Below are 17478 nucleotides of genomic sequence, written 5' to 3'. Positions count from 1 at the left end.
TATGAATAATTCAACCGCCTTAGCCTCTGACCTAACCATATCAAAAATAATTACCGGACTCTGGCAGATTGCCGATATGGAAAGAGACGGAACAACCCTTGACCCTCTTGAAACTTCCCTGGCAATGGAACCCTATGTAAAAGCCGGTCTCACCACTTTTGACATGGCTGATCATTATGGATCCAGCGAGATAATTACAGGAACATTTAAAAACACCAATCCTTTAGGAAGTAAAGTTCAACTTTTCACAAAGTGGGTGCCTGCTGCTGGAAAGATTAGTAGAGAAGATGTACGCGCAGCTGTTAATAAAGCATTAGATAGAATGCAGCAGCCATCCATTGATTTGATGCAATTTCATGCCTGGCACTACCCTGATCCTAGTTGGTTGGATGGCCTATTTTATCTGAATGAGCTGAAAGCGGAAGGACTAATTAAGCATCTTGGAGTCACTAACTTTGATGCTGCCCACCTGAGGGTGGCCTGTGCTTCTGGTATTCCATTAGTCAGCAATCAGGTGTGTCATTCATTAATTGATCAAAGGGCTTCAGGTAAAATGGCTCAGGTCTGTAAAGAATATGGTGTTAAGGTTCTAGCCTTTGGAACGCTGGCTGGTGGTTTTCTTACTGAAAAATGGTTGGGAAAACCAGAACCAAAGATAGATAGCCTGGAAACCTGGTCAGAAATGAAATACAAAAGATTCATTGATGCAGCCGGTGGATGGGAACCTTGCCAAAATCTGTTGAAAGTTGTAAAAAAGGTTGCTGACAAGCATCAGGTTTCGATGGCCAACATCGCCAGCAGGTATATTCTAGAAGGTGAGCATGTGGCAGCAGTAATAGTAGGTGCCAGACTTGGCAAAAGTGAGCACATAGAAGACAACGCTAAGCTGCTCAGCATTGACCTTAGCCATGAAGATATTAATAATATTAAAGTTGCACAGCAAGCGCTAAGCCCTATTCCAGGTGATTGCGGTGATGAGTATAGAAAACCACCCTTTTTAACTGCCTCAGGTGATTTGAGTCATCACATAGATGCAATACCTAAGGCTTTTGACCCTATCAACACAGCTGAAGACAGGACACAGGTTTTTAGCGGAACAGAATGGGAAGAATATGCTGGCTATTGCAGGGCAGTTCGTGATGGAAATAGAATCCATGTGTCGGGTACCACTGCCACTCATGGCAGCATGATGATTGGCGGCAATGATGTGGCAGCACAGACTCATTTTGTCATAGACAAAATTGAAGGAGCTATTGAATCTATGGGAGGCAAATTAAGTGATGTGGTTAGAACCAGAATTTTTGTCAATAATATTGATGACTGGGAGCCAGCGGCAAGGGCGCATGGTGATAGGTTTAATGGAATTAATCCTGCCAACACTTTGGTTGAAGCCAAGTTGGTTGGTGAAGGCTATCGTATTGAGATTGAGGCTGAGGCGGTGGTTAAATAGTAAAATTCATCTTCAGAATTAAGATACCGGATAAATAAACGTGAGATAAGTACAATGTAGATCGTCATGCCGGAAAAATCAGCTTTAATTTTTTATAAAGCTGATTTTATCCGGTATCTCAAAAACTAACTTGGGAGATTGCGGATATTTTTCTTCCATTAAAAAAATGATTGGAAGAAAAATTCCGCAATGACGCTCTGGGACAAGTATTTTATTAAACTCATGTAAATAGTACTGAGGACGGGCATGACATTCAATTTTTAGTACTATTCCAGCTTTTTAAAACCCAAATCTAAAGCATTATACGCTTCGGCAAATGTTTGCCATTCATTAGTAATAAACTCATCAACCTTAGTGGTAAATTCATCAACCAATTTTTTAGCATCATCAATAAGCTGAAGCTCTTGAGCAGAGGGAACCCTTACTCGAGACATAGCCACCATCAGCGCATCATTCACTTTTGAGTAAGCTGTAGTTTCATTGGATTGCCACGCTCCAACCTGTCGCTTAGGTCTTGGTGTCTGACCGTTGGCTCTCAAGGTTTCTAATTTCCCCTTCATCTTATCTAATACACTAACCACAGAATCTTTATTAGAGTAGTCAGATTCCTTCAATTGTTCAATCAATTTATCCAGGGATTTAATCCGGTCATCAATTGACAACAAAGCTTTTGAGAGTCTGTCAACCTCTTTATCAATTGCCTTATTATAAGCATAGAGCTTTTCGTCAACCTCCGGATTCAGATCAAATCGTGGATCTGCAATTATATTAACAGTAGTCTCATCCTCCACTTCTTGATAGCTCAGTACAATTTTATATTCACCAGGCAAAACAGGTATGCCTCTCGATTCTTCGTGAATCCATGCCCCTGGCAGATTTGAAGACTGCTCATCCAATTTCCAAATCAAATAATTCAGCCCCTTTTCTGCAGGTTTGGATTTAACAGTGTTAATTAATGCGCCAGCTTTATTGTAAATCTTGGCTACAACAAATGCTGATGTATCAGTTAATGAGTTGACAAAATATGGAATCTCAGTCTTTTGAAAAACCCTATTTTCCCCTTCAAATGTGGTGTGGAATCCTGTCCAGATGTTACCTGGAGGTGCTATAAAAAGCCCTTTCACCTGAACAGCATCATTCATCGGCAATGCGGTAATTTCTGGCTTTAGTCTATTGGCTGCAATTTCTCTAAGTGAAAGGAGGTCATCCAAAACCCATATCGCTCTTCCAAACGTTCCAATGATTAATGCCGATTCTCTCTCCTGAATGGTCAAGTCCATAGTAGAGACAGATGGAAACCCATTTTTCATTTGTTCCCAAGTATTGCCTTCATCTATACTTACCCAAAGGCCATTTTCCGTGCCTAAGAAAACCAGTTTTGGCTCTTTAACATCCTGCATGACTGACAAAGCATAACCTTTCACCTGAGTTTCATCAGCTAGCCGCTTCCATGATTTTCCAAAATCTTCAGTCTTGAACAAATATGGTCTGTAATCTCTCTTTCTGTAGTTATTCACCACCATCCAGGCAGTGCCTGCCTCATATCTCGATGCCTTAATCTGTGCTATCCATGCTTCATTAGGAAGTCCCTTTATTTGTTTAGTCAGATTCTTCCAGGTTTTGCCTCCATTTCTTGTCAATTGCACTTGTCCGTCATCTGTTCCTGCCCATATCACTTCTTTATCAACAGGACTTGCAGCAATGGTTAAAATGCTGTTGTAATTCTCAGCGCCAGAGATATCCAAAGTCAAGCCACCATAATCTTCTTTTTGATGCTCAGGATTGTTCGTTGATAAGTCGGGCGAAATGACTTCCCATGTGGCTCCCTTATCAGTTGATTTGTGCACAAATTGAGAGCCATAATAAACCCCGTTCTTATCAAAAGGATCTTTCTCAAATGCAGCATTCCAGTTAAACCTGAGTGTGGTTTGTAAATCAGGCGCATGAGGTTTTATACTGCTGTAATACCCTGTGAGTTTATCATATCTGTACAAATCACCGTTCTGAGAAGTGCCATAACCAAAGCGGCTGTTATCTAAGTCGGGAGAAATGTAAAAACCATCACCACCAACCAAGTATTGCCAATAAAGCGTTCTTATTCCTCCACGTTTCCATGTATATCCCGGACCAGACCAATTGCCATTGTCCTGCATGCCACCATAGACATTATAAGGCATATCATTGTCCACATTGATATGATAAAACTGAGCCACAGGTATAGTCTCTGGAAAATACCAACTTTTACCGTGATCATTGGTAATCCCTATTCCCCCATCGCCACCTATAATAAAATGCTCAGGATCATTGGGATTCATCCAAAAAGCATGGAAATCTGCATGGATACCTTTGGTTTCATCTGCCGGGATCATTGGAGTAGGGTCAAATGTCTTGCCACCATCATAGCTCACACTTAGCGGTTGATATATATTATACAGCCTATCAGGGTTTTTTGAATCAACTGCTAATTCCTGAAAATAGAAAGGTCTGTTGTTAGTAAATCTGGGGTTATCGTTAATCATCGTCCAATTTTCACCGCCATCATCACTTCTATATAAGGCATTCTTTTTGGCCTCTACCTTTGCGTAAACCCTACTGGTGTTGCTTGGAGCTATGGCAACTCCTATTCTTCCTAATTCTCCTTCTGGTAATCCATTTTGACTATTTAGTTGTTTCCATGTTTTACCCGCATCTGTAGTTACATAAAATCCAGAACCAGTGCCACCAGAAGTAAAGTAATATGGTGTGCGTCTGTGCTCATACATGGCAGCAAAAATCTTATTTGGGTTTTTAGGATCCATAACCAAGTCGGCAATACCAGATTGGTCATTCGTATATAATATTTTATTCCATGTCTGTCCACCATCAGTAGTTTTATAAAGCCCTCGATCTTCATTTGGTGTAAAAGGGTCACCTAAAGCCCCTACATAAACAACATCTGGGTTTTGCGGATCAATAATAATTCTATGAATAGTTTTAGTCTTCTCCAGCCCCATGTGCTTCCATGTTTTGCCACCATCCAAACTTTTAAAAATTCCCATTCCCAAATTCATTGAATTACGAGGATTTCCTTCTCCAGTGCCTACCCATACCACATCAGGATTATTTTGCTGAATAGCAATTGCGCCAATATTTTGAGTAGGTTGATCATCAAAAACAGGCTTCCAGGCGCTGCCTCCATTCTCAGATTTCCATACACCTCCTGAAGCGGCTCCCAGATAAATCAGCTTCGTATTAGCGGTATGGACGTCAATGGCTGTAATTCGGCCACTCATATTAGCAGGGCCTACATTTCGAATTTTAAGATTTTTGATCAATGACATGTCCAACTTCTGCCCAAAGCCTAGAGATATTGATAAAAAAAGGACTGCAGTTAATGTGATTTTTTTAGTCATAGGTTTACTGATTGATGACAGTAAGATACAACATACCAACCATCTTTGTCATGTCGAAAATGTATGAACGGTTATTGAGTTATAAGAATAATTAACCAAATTGAACTTTAAGAATCATAACCCATATTATCACTATGCTCAGACATGCTCATCTCCTTTCTATAGTTCTTGTAATTACTCTTTTGGGCTGCCAAAAGACAGAAGAACCCAAAGTAACCAATCAAGAAACAACTATAGCTTATAGCTCAGACAGCTATGATGATCTCGTGAGTCTTTTTAAGGAATGGCGGGCATTTGAACAGCCGCCATTGAAAGATGGTGCCCCTGATTATACAAAGGCAACTTTCCAAAAGAGATGGTCCGAATTCAAAGCACTGCAAGCAAAATTAAATGACATTGATAAATCAGGCTGGCCTACAAACCAGCAGGTCGACTGGTACATTGTGTGGGCAGAGATGAATGGCTATGACTTTAACCACAAGATTCTAAAACCATGGGAACGTGACCCTGCCTATTATAAAACAGTATGGATGGACAGAAGTGACGTACCTGCCCACGAAGGGCCTACTCATCACATGACCGCAGAGGTGTGGACTTATGACTTTCCGTTAGATAAAGCAGCAAGGGATAAGTTTATTGCTGATATTAAAGTAATTGCACCACTTAACGAGCAGGCTAAAATCAATTTAACAGGAAACGCCAAAGAATTGTGGATAGCAGGAATTAGGGATATAAAAACCCAAAGCTCAGACCTTAAAAACATACTGACATTTGAAGGTGTGCAATCAGATTCAGAATTGGTAACGGCTATCGAAAATGCCATCAAGTCTACTGACGATCTGGCTGCATGGTTAACTCAAGAATCAGCTTCAAAAACAGGTCCATCTGGAATAGGCAAAGACAATTACACCTGGTATTTACAGAATGTTCATTTGGTGCCACTAACCTGGGAAGATGAAGTGATGATTCTCAAAAATGAACTGGCAGGTGCGTGGACTTCCCTTAAGCTCGAAGAGCATAATAACAGAAACCTTCCAGAGCTTGATGATGCCAGTTCACAAGAGGAATATGCCGCTATGGCAGAAGCCTCAGCCACCAGTTTGATGACATTTTTGAAGGATCAGGATATTGTTACTGTTAAAGACTATTGGGAACCCGCATTAAGGGAGCACTTGGGCAGATATGTACCTAAAGAGACGCGTAATTTCTTTTGGATAACGGCACATCTGGACCAAAGACCGCTCTACTCCCATTTCTATCATTGGTTCGAGCTAGCCAGAATGGACACTGAGCCACATAAAAGTGAAATAAGAAAAGGCCCTTTATTGTACAATATTTTTGACTCCAGAAATGAGGGAACAGCCACTGCCGTGGAAGAGATGTTTATGGAGGCGGGACTTTACAATGACAGCCCCAGATCAAGGGAAATTGTTTATATCATGATTGCCCAAAGAGCTGCCCGAGGGTTAGGCTCTTTGTATGCACATGCCAACGAAATGACCATGGAAGAAGCCGGAAGTATTCACTCTGACTTTACACCAAGGGGTTGGATGAAAACAGAAAAGGAATTGCTTTTATTTGAGCAGCACCTTTACATGCGCCAGCCTGGATATGGCAGCAGCTATATTACAGGTAAATACCTGCTTAAAGATGCCATGCAAGACTATGCCATGCTCAAAGAATCAAAAGGTGAAGCATTTGAGGTGAAAGAATTCTTCGATAAGTTAAACAGCATAGGCAATATTCCAATTTCACTAGGCAATCTGGAAATGACCGGAGAAAATGATGAGCTGTTAGATATTATAAATGCTCAAAAATCAATTCAGTGATAAGCGCCAAATTCTGTAACTTTATTATGTGAACAGAAGAGTATTTACCGAAAAATCATTGAAGGCCGCAATGTCTTATGGCCTTGTGAGTTCATTAATTCAGACGCAAGCTATTGGTAAGCATATTCTTCCCATCACAAACCATTGGTCAATTGAGTTGAATGACTTTTGTCATGACTTAAGGAAATCAACCATTGGTGTTATGGAATGGCAACAAAAGGTTGAGGACTTGTTCGATAAAGTGCCTTTACAGGATTTGCTAAACTTTATAGATTTTGATCAGCTTATAAGAGGCTTTAATTACCCTGATCTTGGGGTGAATACGAAAAAAGTAACCTTTCCTAAATTGGATGGTCTTCCTGAAAGAACTGCTTTTGTCAAGAAGATTTTTGGAATGAAAAAGGACAGGGCCATCATTCCGCACGGGCATGCGAATATGTCTTCTGCCCACCTTGTACTCAAAGGAGGAATGCGTCTCAGGCATTACGATAATTTAAGGGTAGAGGATAATACTATGTTGATCAAGCCTACCATTGATAAAACTATTGCCGCTGGCGAATCTTCTTCCATCTCTGACGAGAAAGATAATGTGCATTGGTTTATCGCAGAAACAGAAACGGCCTTCACTTTTGATGTAATCATGCTAGACCTTGATGACAAACCTTACGACATCTACAACCTTGACATCCAGGCCAAGGAGGACCCGAACAATGGCAGCTTCAGGGTGCCCATTTTAGATGTAGATGCTGCTTTGAAAAAGTACGGTAAAGAAAGTCATCATTAAAAAACCAGTCAATAGGTTCAATCCCCTTTGCGACTTCCTTTCTATTTTATACTTTATCTTACATAGACTAGTATAATTCCAATCATATCATTCCCTTTGCGTCTTCAAATTTTTTACCACTATGAATAAGTACATTTTTACTTTACTTTTTTTAATACCTACATGGTATTCGTATGCTCAGCAAGACTTCGAGGATGGTCTTGTAATTACAAATGAAGGGGACACAATTAAAGCCAAAATAGAAAATAAGGATTGGAAGAAGAACCCCGAAAGCATTAATTATCAATCAGCAAAGGGAACCTCTGCCAGCTATTCACCTACTGATATTAAGGGCTTCTTCATTGAATCAAGCAAAGAATGGTATCAAAGTGCCATAATGGAACTTGATAAAAGCTCATTGAAAGACGGTGATGTAGTTAATGGCAGACATCAAATCGGAGTTAAACTGGATACAGTTTTTCTTAGACTTCTTATCAAAGGTAAGTTAAGCTTATACACCATAACTGATGAGAACTCTAGAGAACATTTCGTAATTGATGCTGGCAATGGACTTGAAGAACTAAGAATAGGTAAGAAGAAAGTTACCGAAGAATATCAGGGTATTACAGTAAAGGAAGGGGTTGTTAATTTAGACTACTGGAAGCCTCAACTTGATGCTGCCATAGCAGATTGCCCTTCAGTTACATACAAACAAAGGATTGCGCGTTACGAAGAAAAAACATTTGTGAAATTGATTACGGCATACAACAACTGTAATGGCCAGAGTGAAATTTCATATGCTAAACCAACCGAAAAAGCCATTCTTAATTTAGCATTTAGTGCAGGTGTAATACAATCTAAAATGAAGTTGGATGGAGATGATTATGGAAGAAATGTAAACAAAGATCCAGACGCCTTTATAACACCTTATTTTGGGTTTTCATTTGATGTGCTTCTGCCTAGGAACAATCGGTCATGGTCAATTAGTAATGATTTAATCTACAGAAGTTATAATATAGATGACTTTTTTAAAGTCAGTCAAATAAAAATATTAACAACTTTAAGATACAGGTTTCCATCACAAAGTAATTCCAGATTCTTTATTGGCGCAGGTCTAAACAATGGTATCGCTGTTAAAAGAGAAATAGAAGGAAAAAAAGGAAATGAATTTATGAGAGTGCATGAACAGGGTTTACTTTTTGAGCTTGGTCTCCAATCAAAAAAACTTGGATACATTTTCAGGTATGAATCAAAAAATGGATTTTCTCCATACCTAGAAACGAATACTGTATTCAAAAATTTACATTTCGGTTTAACCTATCTTTTAAATCATTAAAAAGAGTAAGCTCCATGATTAATCTCGTGGAGCTTCACTTTTTCAATCAATATTTCTATTCTTTTATATTTTTTGACGCGATAACTTATTAGCTTCATCGCTTCAATTTTGAGGTATGCGTCAAAATCTATTGCGACAGGGAGCGGATGAGCTCAGTTATGAAATCAGAGGTATAGTAAAAAAGGCTGAACAGCTTCAGGCACTTGGCTATAATATCCATTGGGAGAATATTGGTGATCCTATTCAGAAGAACAGGAAGCTACCCAGCTGGATGAAAGAAACGATCATCGAGCTATTGCGAGATGACAAAACTTATGGCTATAGCCACTCAAAAGGGCTTTTAGAAACCAGAAGGTTTTTAGCAGATAAAAACAACAAACTTAATGGCGCACAGATAGGCGTTGATGATATTACTTTCTTCAATGGACTTGGCGATGCTATTGCCAAAATCTACCAATTCCTCACTCCTAGTGCCAGGGTAATTGGCCCTTCTCCTGCTTATTCTACCCATTCCTCGGCAGAGGCAGCACATGCAAATGCCCATCCGGTAACCTATAATCTCGATCCTGAAAACTCCTGGTATCCTGATCTTGATGACTTGTACATGAAGGTGAAGTACAATACAAGTATAGTTGGGATACTGGTCATCAACCCAGATAATCCAACGGGAATGGTTTATCCCAGGCATATTTTGGAGCGTATGGTGGCCATTGCCAAGGAGTTTGACCTCTTTCTCATTTTTGATGAAATCTATCAAAACATAGTTTACAATAATGCCAGTACTGCAACCATGGCCGAGGTTATCGGAGATGTACCTGGCATTTCCCTTAAAGGAATTTCAAAAGAATTTCCATGGCCTGGCTCAAGGTGCGGATGGGCTGAGTATTATAACAGAACTACAGATTCGGATTTCAACAAGCTTTGCAGCACTATAGATAATGCCAAGATGATTGAAGTGAGTTCTACCACTTTGCCACAGCGAGCCATACCTAAGGTAATGAGTGATCCTCGTTATACTGAATTTTTGAAGGAAACCAATGAGCAAATTGGTCAGCGGAGTAAATATTTGACGGAGATTTTTTCTGATGTTGAAGGCATTCAGTTTAACCTCACGAACGGTGCTTTTTATAATACAATTATCTTTAAAAAAGGTGTTTTGCATCGGAACCAGAAAATGGCCATTGAGGATAATAAGGTAGAAGAACTGTTGGACAGTTGGCTTACTTCAGACATGCCTTTAGATAAGAGGTTTGTTTACTATCTGCTGGCTGCCAAGCAGGTATGCGTAGTGCCCATTTCGGCTTTCGCTTCTGATTTGCTCGGATTTAGAATGACATTGCTTGAAGCCGATGAGCAGGAACAGATAGAGACCTATAAAAGGATAAAAGAAGGGTTGATTGAGTATTTGGGTTCGTAATTACTGGATGTCATGCCGGAAAATAAAGACTTAACTTTTCAAAAGTCTTTATTTATCCGGTATCTCTCAACTGGTTAAAAGAGATTGCGGACATTTTTCTTCCTTTTAAAATATTGGAAGTAAAATTCCGCAATGACGTTAATGTATGTATTTCGTCATGTCCGAAATGAAGTAAAACGTAATGAGATATCCCCTTAAAGGTATTGCATTCATAACTAGAAGACTTCTCAGTCGTTCCTCCTGCGAAGTGACGAAATACTATTTTGTTTTAGTGGAAGGCTTAACCAACTCTTTTAAAAACCCAACACCATAGGCTGTGAGCTGTGTGAATGATGTAGCCATACTTAGAAATGCTACTTTAATGCTTTTGTTTTTCAGCAAAGAGCTTGAAAAGTTCAGTGCTAAAAATAGAAAATACACTCCAATTCCGAAGGCAGCTAATGGCCAGAATAAAAAATAAATTATTGGCAGGCTCAAAAAACCTAGTGTAAATAAAGATGGAAACCAGTGAAGCAATTTCACTTCTTCCGGGTAAAACCTGCCTACGTTAATTCTTGCCCGGCCAAAGAAATGAAGCTGTTTGTAAAATTGAGATAAGCTTGTTCTGCGCTTATGATACACAAAAGCATCTTCAATTAAAGCCGTTTGGTAGCCAGCTTTGATAATACGCATGCTAAACTCCAGATCTTCACCCATTCGGGTAATTTTATAGCCACCTACTTTCTCATAAACGTCCTTCGAAATGCCCATATTAAAACTACGTGGGTGGAAAGTGCCATAATGTTTTTTATTGCCTCTTATGCCGCCAGTTGTAAACGGTGAGGTCATTGAATAGCTAATGGCCTTTTGCATGGCTGTAAAGCTTTCATGGGCTTTATCTGGCCCACCAAAGGCACCAACAGGATTATCTTTCAAATAGTCTTCAACGGCCTGAAAATAGTGCCTTGGTATGATACAGTCTGAATCAAAGACAATAAAGTAGTCACCTTTGGCCTGGTCAAAACCAAAGTTTCTACTAAAACCTTGTCCTGTGTTAGGCTTAAAAAAATAAGTTATTTTTAGTTTATCCTGGTATTTAGGGACGATATGATCGCACTTATCTGAAGAGCCATCTTCAACTATGAGTACTTCAAAGTTTGTATAGGTTTGTTGAGTAAGACTTTCAAGAAGCTCATCAACTTCCTGTGGCCGATTATAAACGGGAATGATTACAGAATAGAACATTAATCAAGGCCAATCTGCTCTGACACTAAATAATCCTTTGATGAATTGGATTTCATCGCCAGCATTTCTGCCAGGAAGCCTGTAAGAAAAAGCTGGACACCTATTACCAGAGCAACCAGTGCTAAAAAGAATAACGGCTGATCCACAACGTCCCTTGCAGGAAGTTTATAATGAAGGTTATAAATCTTCAATCCTACTACCCAGCAGGTAATGGCAAAGCCTCCAAAAAAGGACAAAGAGCCAAGTAACCCAAAAAAATGCATCGGTTTGCGCTGAAACCTGCTCACAAAGGTTATTGATAGCAGATCGAGGAACCCATTAATAAAACGCTCCAGACCAAACTTGGTAGTGCCATATTTTCTTTCGTGGTGATTGACCACCTGCTCACCAATTTTGGTAAAACCATTCCATTTGGCAATAACAGGGATATAACGATGCATTTCGCCATATACCTTAATATTCTTAACCACTTGCTCTTTATAGGCTTTCAGCCCACAATTAAAGTCGTGAAGCTTAATGCCAGAAATCTTTCTGGTTACAAAATTGAAAAACTTGGAGGGTATAGTTTTAGAGATAGGATCATGGCGTTTCTTCTTCCAACCACTGACCATATCATAGCCTTCTTCTTTTATCTTTTTATATAGAGCGGGTATTTCATCGGGGCTGTCCTGAAGGTCAGCATCCATAGTGATTACCACCTCACCATTAGCCTTTTTAAAACCCGTATTTAGGGCTGCAGACTTGCCATAGTTTCTGTTGAACTTAATACCCTTGATGTTATTGTTGTTTTGTGATAAGGTATTGACTATCTCCCAACTGCTGTCGGTGCTGCCATCATCTACCAAAATCACTTCATAAGTAAAGCCGTGCGTTTGCATCACACGGCTTATCCAATCACATAACTCGGTGAGTGATTCTTCCTCATTAAAAAGTGGAACCACTACCGAAATATTGTTTTTATGCATACTTAATAATCGAGCTCTGGATTGCTATTTTTAGTTATAGCACTTACTATCAAAGATACTACAAAACCCGCAAACACAGCAAAAACTATAGCAAATACAGCCATTACGCCAGGTGTCATGAAGCCTTCTGACATACTCATAGCCGCTTCAATCTCGCTATCGCTCATCCCTTGCTCCTGAAATTGTGTAAGCTGAGCATCCTTTATGGCATCAATATATGTTCCATCAATAAATTTCACATAAATGAAAAAGAATGCTGTAGAAATAATTGATGAAATGAGGGAAATTAAGGTACCCATACCAAGGCCCTGACCATAAGACATATAGCCATCACCACTGTCTTTAAACTCTTTATGAGCCAAATAGATAACAACTATTGTAGGGATTAGACCAATCCATTGCATAGCTGAATTGCCCTGAAGCCCTCCTAAGGCAATAATTAGAAAAAAGCCTATTGAAATTAATCCCATGATTAACCCCCATTTCATTGCTAAAGACTTAACGGTGGGTGCTTCTAAATTTTCTTCCATTGTTTTTTTGTTTAAGGTTGTGGTTTGATTTTATACACTAAATGTATTAGTTCAAATTCACCTTTCAAAATTACATGTCATACAAGGTTTTTTTCAGCGCTGAGTGGCATATTGAATAAATAAAGGTTTTTTTACCTATTCATTAGTAAACCTGCTCTCTGATCTACGGAGTATTACGGCCATTATTATGGTGATGAAAAAGCCTAGCAAGCAGCTCTTTATGAAGTAATCTATACCCAGAACGTAAGTTGGTGAAGCTTTGAGCATTTGCTTCTGATTTTCAAATTCTTCTTCACTAATGGTTATTTTTCCCTGGCCTACAAGCTGCTCTTTGTCCAGCTCCAGTCCTCGAAGTGTACCTTCGATATAAGAATTATGAAAATCCGGTACCACACTGGAAAATGAAATAACAAAAATAGCTACCACCAAACCGATGATCACATAAATACCGATGCCAATGACCATACCCTGCCAAAACTGAAGGATTTTATTGTTGTAGTAATCCTTAAACTCCTTAAGCGCAAAGAAGATAAACAAACCAAAAAGCAATATTCTATAATCAAAGAAAATAGGAATGAGCAAAGGATGTTTGCCCATATAGAACAGCGCAACTATTAATACAATAGCCAATAAAGACCCGATGAGCCCATACTTAATGGGCACGCTATAAATAGGTTTTAGTTTGTTAAGCATTATTTATCTGATATTGACCATTATTGAAAACTGCAACAGCTTTTCCTTTTAGCTTTTGATTCCAATAAGGAGAATTTACCGATTTGGATTTGTTTGATTTACCGTTTAATGTCCATTCGGCATTTGGATCAAAAACTGTTAAGTCCGCTGAATTTCCCTCTTCAATAGTTGCAGCATCTAGCTTTAATAAGTTCCTTGGCGCTGATGTTACTTTCTCTATGAGCAGCTCCATTTCAACCTTTTCTGAGAGTTTGGCTATGTCCGTGGCTACTGTTTGCAGACCATTAATTCCAAAATCAGCAAGATCATATTCCAATTTCTTACACTCTTCATCATGAGGTATGTGAGAGCTCACTATTGCATCTATGGTGCCATCTTGCAAGCCTTTTATAATTGCCTTGTTGTCTGCTGCGGTTCTAAATGGAGGATTCACTTTATAGGCAGAATCAAAGTCGTGCAGAGCACTGTCATCAAATGATGTTTGATACGAAGCAATGTCACAAGTAACATTTAAGCCTTTCTTCTTAGCATTTTTTATCAGGCTCAAGGCGTGTGGTGTAGATATATTAGTCATATGAAGTCTACCTCCAGCATAAGCCAGAATATCCAGATTCCGTTGCACAATAATATCTTCAGCAAGATTTGGCATGCCTTTCATTCCCAGCATGGTGCTGTTAATGCCCTCATTCATTACCCCAAACATGTTCAAATGAATGTCCTCAGGTTTGTCGATAAGCAGACCATCAAACTTCTGTAAATATTGAAGGGTTTTAAGTAAAATATCTGAATGCCAAATTGGTTTTAATCCATCAGAAAATGCTATTGCCCCTGCCTCATGAAGGTCAATCATTTCTGTGAGATCCTCACCTTTGACATCAAGGGTTACAGCTGCAATTGGGTGCAATTGGGTTAGTGCCTTTTGATTTCCAGCTCTAACATAGGCCACATCATTCTTAGACTGGGTAACCGGTTTTGTATTAGGCAAAACAGCCACATGGGTAAAACCACCTGCCATGGCAGCCTCTCTACCAGACGTTAAATCTTCCTTATGCTCATACCCGGGATCAGCCAGCCATGCCCGCATATCCACCCAGCCCGGAGATAGAATTTTTCCTTTCCCATCTATCACTTCATTGGCCTTGGCATCAATCTTACCTATTTCTTTGATCTTGCCATTCTCAACCAACACATCTTTGGTCTTACCATGATGGCTCGACTCCTTATCAAGAATTTTAATCGATTTGATTAAGATTTTTGTCATAATATCTTCGAGTTAGGGAAAAAACCTGATTAATAAAACCTCAATAAGCAAAAATAACAAAGCCAGCATTATGGCATATTTCCATAATGGTTGGCCTATATATTTACTTTCCACCGCCTTAGAGAAGCTCGCTTCATCTGCAGCACTTATAACTTCATACTTACCTTGAAAATATTGATTCAAATCGTCTACAGGTGCTTGCCTTAGGTCAGATTCCTTTGGTGAATTATTGAATGCCAAGGTTGTAACTATCTCATCTGAGATTTTAACATCATAATATCCAGCCTCTAATTCATTCTTAGGTATCTCAAGCAATACCGACTTGTTATTCAATCTTTGAGAAGGAATAAATTCACCCTGCTCGCTTGATAGTTTAAAAACGTTATCTGCCAGCAGCGTATCGGTTTGCATGCTAACATAGTCATCGTCAACACTGTAATACAACCTGTCAATATCTTTACTGCTTGAAACTGCCATGCGATACACAATGGGCAAAAAGAGTGCATGATTTTGCAAGGTGTTGAACTCATTAGTCAGAGGGGAAGCCAATATATAAATGCCCTGATTTATCTTGTTTAAATAGGTTTGTCCATTGGTGAAATTCAAAAGTGCATTTCTATCGCTGCCTAAATTCAATAAAGGATTGGCTTTGGGCATCACCACTCGCTGGTTGCGCTCTTCAAAAATATTGGCAAAGAAAGGATTGTCAAAGTCTGGGGTGGTCAAAGACATCTCGTTACGGTCTTCAGCCATTTCAATAAACTGCAATCCGTTGACCAATTTGTACGAGTTGATATCAATTTCTTCAGTTGGAACAATGAAAATCTGTCCGCCTTCAAGCACTCTTCCATTGAGCGTTTCTGCCAAGGGTCCATTGATAGCCGTAAGGCTATTAACAACAACCAAATCAGATTGACGAACAAGATTATAATCAAGATTATCAACGCTCTGGGAAGTGAAATTAAAAAGCCTGTCATTTCCGAATACACTCTGAATATAACGCCCGTGATTATTTTCATGAACTTCCAGCACATTAATCTTTCTTGAATTGTTAAAAACAAAATAGAAGTCGTTGTCAAAAGTCACTGGAAAATCTTCAATACTTATTTTTCCTTTGCTCCACTTATTGCTATTAAATGACAAGTCGAAAGTTATTGTTTCAAAGTCATTGGCTTTTACGCCTACCGTAGCCGTTGCTGCCTGTAAGTCATCAATAAATACTTTGATGTTCATGTCATTTCTATCGATAGCACCTTTGTTTGAAACAATGACATTTAACTTCAGCTGTTGATCTCCTATTAAAAATGGATTATCCAGGTAGATGGAATCAATAAAGACATTGTTAACACTGGTAAACTGTAAAGGCACCAGATTGACCTCCATTGTTGAATCTAAAACTGCATGATCTTTACCTAGAGTAGATGATTGAAAATCGCTGAGCCAAAAAACATCGGGCTTAACAGTTTCTGTATCAAGCTGTATGCGGTCGTTTATCTCTTCAGTAGTTCTGGTCACTCCCGTCATCTGCTGCTCGGTGAGCAGTTCTGATATTTCGGTGCCACTTTTATAGGAATTGGAAGCAGCCTCAAGATCGTTGGTGATGAGTTTATATTTTGTAGAGTTTGGGTATAGCCCAATCAATTTATTGATAAAACCGATAGACAAGTCAAAAGCAGAAAGGTTATCATCTGCTTCATTGCTCATGCTATAGGAGTTGTCAAGGTAAATGGCCACTTGATTAGATACAAACCCATCCTTGGTTGAAGGAAGGTAGGGTTGAGCAAAGGCCATAACCAAAAAGAAGATGAACAGTAACCTTGAGAGTAAAATCAAATAATGCTTTATCCTCAGTTTAGAGCTGCTTGCCTCTTTTACTTTCTTTAAAAACCGGGTATTCGAAAAGTAAACCTTTTTAGTTCTTCGGAAATTAAAAAGATGAACAATAATAGGAATGGATAGTGCTAAAAGACCGAAGAGGAGCTGAGGGTACAAAAAATTCATTCGTGTGTAAAATTATAAAAAAGGAACGAGCTAAAGGCATGCAGGTTGCAAGATTTATATACACGGAAAAATAAAGGGGCTATAAACTCCAAAGGCGAGCAATGCTCGCCTTTGAGTTGGACTGTCATTGAAGTTATAATTTCAATGTACAAAGTACCATCTTTTCTGTGAACACCTCATGGTCAGTGACACTATGAAGTGCACAATAAAATTAGTAAGATGATGGTATTAAAAAAATGATAAAAATCATGTTTTTACTTTTTCCCACCAATCATCAACAACTCGTTCAGGTTTATCTCTGTGACATACCTTTTCTCACCTGCAGATGTTTCATAAGACCTGTGCACAAGCTTACCTTCAATGGCTACCTCCTGCCCTTTCTTCAAATAGTCACCAGCTATCTCTGCTGTCTTGCCCCAGGCCACCACATTGTGCCACTGTGTGTCTTCTACTTTTTCGCCTTGTGCATTTTTATAGCTGTCTGAAGTAGCTAAACTGAATGTAGTTAGGGTTTTGCCGCTGGTCAATTTTTTAACTTCTGGATCCTGACCTAATCTTCCAATTAACTGAACGCTGTTTCTTAAATTTTTCATGATAATAAATTTTAAAATGTTTAA

The 17478-nt window shown here is 39.1% G+C and carries 13 protein-coding genes; 5 read left to right on the top strand and 8 right to left on the bottom strand.

Annotated elements, in window-relative coordinates:
• The first annotated feature begins 1 nt into the window (after position 1).
• Positions 2 to 1450: an aldo/keto reductase gene (locus tag RIB54_RS08500; RefSeq protein ID WP_350100494.1), complete on the top strand. Its 1449-nt coding sequence runs from the start codon at positions 2 to 4 to the stop codon at positions 1448 to 1450.
• Between the two features lie 266 nt (positions 1451 to 1716).
• On the opposite strand, the gene RIB54_RS08495 is transcribed toward RIB54_RS08500, so the two are convergent.
• The gene (locus RIB54_RS08495) at positions 1717 to 4842 is read right to left on the bottom strand and encodes a WD40/YVTN/BNR-like repeat-containing protein (protein WP_350100492.1); all 3126 of its coding nucleotides are present in this window, start codon (positions 4840 to 4842) and stop codon (positions 1717 to 1719) included.
• 134 nt (positions 4843 to 4976) lie between these two features.
• Between RIB54_RS08495 and RIB54_RS08490 the strand changes: the two genes are divergently transcribed.
• From RIB54_RS08490 to RIB54_RS08475, 4 genes are all read left to right on the top strand, one after another.
• On the top strand, positions 4977 to 6671 hold the full coding sequence (locus RIB54_RS08490) for a hypothetical protein (RefSeq protein ID WP_350100491.1): 1695 nt from the start codon (positions 4977 to 4979) through the stop codon (positions 6669 to 6671).
• Positions 6672 to 6699: 28 nt separating this feature from the next.
• Positions 6700 to 7455, top strand: coding sequence for a cupin domain-containing protein (locus RIB54_RS08485; protein ID WP_350100490.1), 756 nt, complete (start codon positions 6700 to 6702; stop codon positions 7453 to 7455).
• A 121-nt stretch (positions 7456 to 7576) separates the two neighbouring features.
• Positions 7577 to 8770 carry a hypothetical protein gene (locus tag RIB54_RS08480; protein ID WP_350100489.1) on the top strand — a complete coding sequence of 398 codons (1194 nt, stop codon included), beginning with the start codon at positions 7577 to 7579 and terminating at the stop codon, positions 8768 to 8770.
• A 115-nt stretch (positions 8771 to 8885) separates the two neighbouring features.
• Positions 8886 to 10187 carry a pyridoxal phosphate-dependent aminotransferase gene (locus RIB54_RS08475; protein WP_350100487.1) on the top strand — a complete coding sequence of 434 codons (1302 nt, stop codon included), beginning with the start codon at positions 8886 to 8888 and terminating at the stop codon, positions 10185 to 10187.
• A 258-nt stretch (positions 10188 to 10445) separates the two neighbouring features.
• On the opposite strand, the gene RIB54_RS08470 is transcribed toward RIB54_RS08475, so the two are convergent.
• From RIB54_RS08470 to RIB54_RS08440, 7 genes are all read right to left on the bottom strand, one after another.
• Positions 10446 to 11411 carry a glycosyltransferase family 2 protein gene (locus RIB54_RS08470; protein WP_350100486.1) on the bottom strand — a complete coding sequence of 322 codons (966 nt, stop codon included), beginning with the start codon at positions 11409 to 11411 and terminating at the stop codon, positions 10446 to 10448.
• Entirely contained in the window at positions 11411 to 12376 is a 966-nt protein-coding gene (locus RIB54_RS08465) for a glycosyltransferase family 2 protein (RefSeq protein WP_350100485.1), read from the bottom strand. Before RIB54_RS08465 ends, RIB54_RS08470 begins: the two co-directional genes overlap by 1 nt.
• Before the next feature lie 2 nt (positions 12377 to 12378).
• The gene (locus RIB54_RS08460; protein WP_350068839.1) at positions 12379 to 12906 is read right to left on the bottom strand and encodes a DUF4199 domain-containing protein; all 528 of its coding nucleotides are present in this window, start codon (positions 12904 to 12906) and stop codon (positions 12379 to 12381) included.
• Between the two features lie 135 nt (positions 12907 to 13041).
• Positions 13042 to 13599 (bottom strand): DUF4199 domain-containing protein, encoded by a 558-nt coding sequence (locus tag RIB54_RS08455; RefSeq protein ID WP_350100483.1) that lies wholly within the window; start codon positions 13597 to 13599, stop codon positions 13042 to 13044.
• Complete coding sequence (locus RIB54_RS08450) at positions 13592 to 14860, bottom strand: dihydroorotase (protein WP_350100482.1); 1269 nt, start codon at positions 14858 to 14860, stop codon at positions 13592 to 13594. Before RIB54_RS08450 ends, RIB54_RS08455 begins: the two co-directional genes overlap by 8 nt.
• A 12-nt stretch (positions 14861 to 14872) precedes the next feature.
• Positions 14873 to 16861: a BatA domain-containing protein gene (locus RIB54_RS08445; protein WP_350100481.1), complete on the bottom strand. Its 1989-nt coding sequence runs from the start codon at positions 16859 to 16861 to the stop codon at positions 14873 to 14875.
• Positions 16862 to 17115: 254 nt separating this feature from the next.
• Positions 17116 to 17454 carry a single-stranded DNA-binding protein gene (locus RIB54_RS08440; protein ID WP_350069867.1) on the bottom strand — a complete coding sequence of 113 codons (339 nt, stop codon included), beginning with the start codon at positions 17452 to 17454 and terminating at the stop codon, positions 17116 to 17118.
• Between the last annotated feature and the right edge of the window lie 24 nt (positions 17455 to 17478).

The organism is Fulvivirga sp., assembly GCF_040218215.1.
In the GTDB taxonomy this organism is placed as follows: Bacteria; Bacteroidota; Bacteroidia; order Cytophagales; family Cyclobacteriaceae; genus Fulvivirga.
Note: the sequence above shows the minus strand (reverse complement) of the source record. Positions and strands in the feature narration are given on the sequence as shown.

What these genes read in the sequence shown, in the direction of transcription:
- RIB54_RS08500 (WP_350100494.1), top strand. Translation starts at nt 2, where the DNA reads ATGAATAATTCAACCGCCTTAGCCTCTGACCTAACCATATCAAAAATA.
- RIB54_RS08495 (WP_350100492.1), bottom strand. Translation starts at nt 4,842, where the DNA reads ATGACTAAAAAAATCACATTAACTGCAGTCCTTTTTTTATCAATATCT.
- RIB54_RS08490 (WP_350100491.1), top strand. Translation starts at nt 4,977, where the DNA reads ATGCTCAGACATGCTCATCTCCTTTCTATAGTTCTTGTAATTACTCTT.
- RIB54_RS08480 (WP_350100489.1), top strand. Translation starts at nt 7,577, where the DNA reads ATGAATAAGTACATTTTTACTTTACTTTTTTTAATACCTACATGGTAT.
- RIB54_RS08475 (WP_350100487.1), top strand. Translation starts at nt 8,886, where the DNA reads ATGCGTCAAAATCTATTGCGACAGGGAGCGGATGAGCTCAGTTATGAA.
- RIB54_RS08470 (WP_350100486.1), bottom strand. Translation starts at nt 11,411, where the DNA reads ATGTTCTATTCTGTAATCATTCCCGTTTATAATCGGCCACAGGAAGTT.
- RIB54_RS08465 (WP_350100485.1), bottom strand. Translation starts at nt 12,376, where the DNA reads ATGCATAAAAACAATATTTCGGTAGTGGTTCCACTTTTTAATGAGGAA.
- RIB54_RS08460 (WP_350068839.1), bottom strand. Translation starts at nt 12,906, where the DNA reads ATGGAAGAAAATTTAGAAGCACCCACCGTTAAGTCTTTAGCAATGAAA.
- RIB54_RS08455 (WP_350100483.1), bottom strand. Translation starts at nt 13,599, where the DNA reads ATGCTTAACAAACTAAAACCTATTTATAGCGTGCCCATTAAGTATGGG.
- RIB54_RS08450 (WP_350100482.1), bottom strand. Translation starts at nt 14,860, where the DNA reads ATGACAAAAATCTTAATCAAATCGATTAAAATTCTTGATAAGGAGTCG.
- RIB54_RS08445 (WP_350100481.1), bottom strand. Translation starts at nt 16,861, where the DNA reads ATGAATTTTTTGTACCCTCAGCTCCTCTTCGGTCTTTTAGCACTATCC.
- RIB54_RS08440 (WP_350069867.1), bottom strand. Translation starts at nt 17,454, where the DNA reads ATGAAAAATTTAAGAAACAGCGTTCAGTTAATTGGAAGATTAGGTCAG.